Below are 3,105 nucleotides of genomic sequence, written 5' to 3'. Positions count from 1 at the left end.
GCGGTATAGCGCATAAAGAGGTCGTAGATGCTGGTTAGTTCGGTACGGACTTGTCTGGTCTTGCCGACTTCCTTGGCAGACTTATGCGCACGCGCCTGACTTTCCACCTTATCATAGTCTTCCTGCGCACTAATCACCGCCGTCAGCATAGGTGTCAGTCCTAGACTGGTAACGGCCGTATGGTAGGGTTCTTCACTGAGGGTTTTGAGCAAACTCTTGATTTCTGCCGTTTCCACATCATTGCTGTGCTTGGTGATATCCTTGTACTTGGCAAAGACTGGCTTCAAGGTCTCATGAGCTTCTTTGAGTTTGGTCTCCTTGATCTTAGCAAATCCTCGATGAAGAGTAAAGAGACCGACTAGGGCACTGTCACGATTGCGATCGACTTCGGTCAGGTTCGTCGCCTCTTTCTTTTCTACAATAGCGAGTTGGCCTTGGAAGTCTTCTAGCTTGCTCTTGAAGGAATCGAGATGCTTGCTATACATAGACTCGTCCTTATGTGCCTTGGCAAAAACTTCTAGTAGTTGACCCGTATCTACCATGAGACTTTCAAACTCACGGTTAGTAAAGTTGGTATAGCTTAGCGGACGGATAGTGAAAATTTTTGTCATGATGATAACCTTTCTATTAAACAAATCATTTAGTTTTTTCTTTATCAAACCAAGATTGGATTAGTTCTGGAAGATAGACCTGTTTTTGATCTGTTTTTACAATGCTTCCTTGTCTATCAGGTTGAATCAAAGGTCTATCCTTTCTAACATAGACTTGAAGCAATACACAGACCAAAAATAGGAGCCCCCATAGAGGAAGTGTCGATAGCATACTCTCCTCATTTTCTTTATCTTTCTTCATCAGATTTCTCCTTTAAGTTGATAAGACAATTCTAACAAATAGCAAAGAACTTATGACTCTCATCCGCTCAACTGTCTCCTTTATCATCCCAACAGCACTTTTTTAGTCTATTTCTTACTTTTACAGGATAAATCAGTAATTTCAGAAATAGAAAATCCCTATCTGACTGGAAATACACTCCGTCTGTCAGATAGAGACTCTTACTATTTTCAGATTTTAACTTTTCTAGCTTTAGAATACATCTAAACTTTAGGAAAAACGACTATTCGAAAGCTCGAAGACCCCAAAACTTTCTCAGATAGACCATTCGAAGCTTAGAATGCACCTAAATTTATGTATTTCTTATCATTCTAAGCTTAGAATACATATAAAATTTAGGAAGTCTATGTCTTCGAAACTTCGAAGGACTATCTCCCCACTCTGAGTGGCTCAATGACTTCTTCGACAAGTTGCTTACAAGCTTCCTTGATTTGTTTTTTATAGAGGAGGGGATTAAGGGCATCTGCCACTTCTATCTTATAGTCCTGATAGCGCTGGCTCTTGGTCAGTTGGCTTTCTCCTAGTTGTTTTTTAGCTCCCTTGCGGTAGTGTTCGACATAGTAACGGAGTTCATCCTCTCCAACATACCAACGTTTGCTAAATACTTGGATGTGTTGCTGGATGACCTCCTCAATCATCTGATCCAAGATATTTGCGATAGACTGACCACGATAGCTTTCCGGATGTTCTTGGACTTCTCTCCAAAGGTCAGTGATGATCTGGGCAAGATTTGGGTTGATCTTCTCCAGACTTTGGATATAGGTGTCCACTGCTTCTCTATCTTGAGCGCTTAAGTTCTTTTCTTGACTCTGACCTTGCTCGATCAGGCTTTGGATCAAGGTTAGGATATAGGCATAGTTAATCTCATCCACTTGGATAGACTCCAGCTCATAGTGAATATCAAGGGGCTCCCCATCCTCATCACCATCATCTCTTCGGCTTTTTAATTCTGCAAGGATATTTTGATAAAAACCTAGATAGTTTTCCAATTCTTCTGCGCTTAGTCCTGTCTGGGCGTAGATCTCTTCCTCATCATACTCTTTATACACTCGGATAGAGGCTAGATATTTATCAAAGACTTGATAAGCCTTGGCGAGCTTTCTCAACTCAGGTGTAGAAATCTGCTCGATTTGAAGCCCTTGCTCAGGATCATCTGTGATGAGATTTTGGAAATCACTGCAACTCCGTAAAAAGGTTCTCTTTTCCTCTTCCCAGCTAGGCGCTAGGACCTCGTTTTCTCCACCATTTGAGTAGAGCTTGAGGGCATTGTCCACCGCTTCCTTAAAAGCTAGAGGCTTCTGGAAGGTGATGATATGGCCATAGGTCTTACTAGAATCAAAAATACGGTTGGTTCGGCTAAAGGCCTGGATTAAGTCCTGCGGTTGCATGGGCTTTCTGTCGATAAAGAGAGTCGATAGACAAGGCGCATCAAATCCTGTTAAGAGACGATTGACCACGATAACCAAGTCCAACTGCTCATTGCGATAGAGGTATTTATCCTGTTTCCTAGCTAGACGGTTATTGACATCGGTGTTAAAGCCACGAAGATCCGCCATGGTAAAGTGAGTATCAAACTCTTGGTTGTAGTCCTCTAAGACCTGCTTCATGTGGTCTTGGTTGGCTCTTGAGTCCTCTTCGTTTTCAGTGACAGAGTAGGTGATGGTCGCCTTTGGAAAGTCTGGAAGGACCTGCTTGACCCTCTCAGATACTTTGACACGTGTCTGACCAGCCTTGACTCTTTTGAGTAGGTCATAGTAGGCTTGGGCTTGAGGGATGGACTTGACAGTCAGGATGGCATTGTAGGTCTTACCCACTCCTTTTTGGAAGCCTAGTTGTTGACGGGATTTATTGATAATAGCATCCAAGACTTCTAGCATGTGTTCCTCATTTTCGTAGACAGTATCTGGTATGTCATCTTCAGATCTATCCGTAATGAGGGTATTGCGATAGTCTACTTTAAAGCCTAAGACAGCTCCATCATGGATGGCTTCCTTGACCGTATACTCATGGAGACGGTCTCCATACTGTTGCTGGGTGGTTTGGGCAAGGTCACCGACCTGCTGGCGTTTATTTTCCTTAAAGATAGGCGTTCCTGTAAATCCATACCAGAGAGACTGTGGGAAAAAGGCCTTAATGTCCTTTTGTGTTTGTGGCGTCACGGCACGGTGGCATTCATCCACGACAAAGGCCACGCGGAGTCCCTTGATTTTGTCC

3 protein-coding genes are annotated in these 3,105 nt (G+C 43.1%); all 3 read right to left on the bottom strand.

Going from position 1 to position 3,105, the window contains the following annotated elements; all coding sequences use genetic code 11:
* The coding region (locus tag GMD6S_RS11960; RefSeq protein WP_000161226.1) for a DUF6261 family protein at window positions 1-611 on the bottom strand (611 nt) is incomplete at its 3' end.
* A gap of 25 nt (window positions 612-636) precedes the next feature.
* Window positions 637-852 (bottom strand): hypothetical protein, encoded by a 216-nt coding sequence (locus GMD6S_RS11955; RefSeq protein ID WP_000710794.1) that lies wholly within the window; start codon window positions 850-852, stop codon window positions 637-639.
* A gap of 407 nt (window positions 853-1,259) precedes the next feature.
* A partial coding sequence (locus tag GMD6S_RS11950; RefSeq protein WP_000001674.1) for a type I restriction endonuclease subunit R, EcoR124 family occupies window positions 1,260-3,105 on the bottom strand: 1,846 nt, incomplete at its 5' end.

Source organism: Streptococcus sp. GMD6S, assembly GCF_000297015.1.
The sequence above is the reverse complement of the archived record's forward strand: the minus strand, read 5'-3'. Positions and strand labels throughout refer to the sequence as shown.

Bases quoted from the DNA above. Each gene is read 5' to 3' on its own strand.
- GMD6S_RS11955 (WP_000710794.1), bottom strand. From the start codon at position 852: ATGAAGAAAGATAAAGAAAATGAGGAGAGTATGCTATCGACACTTCCT.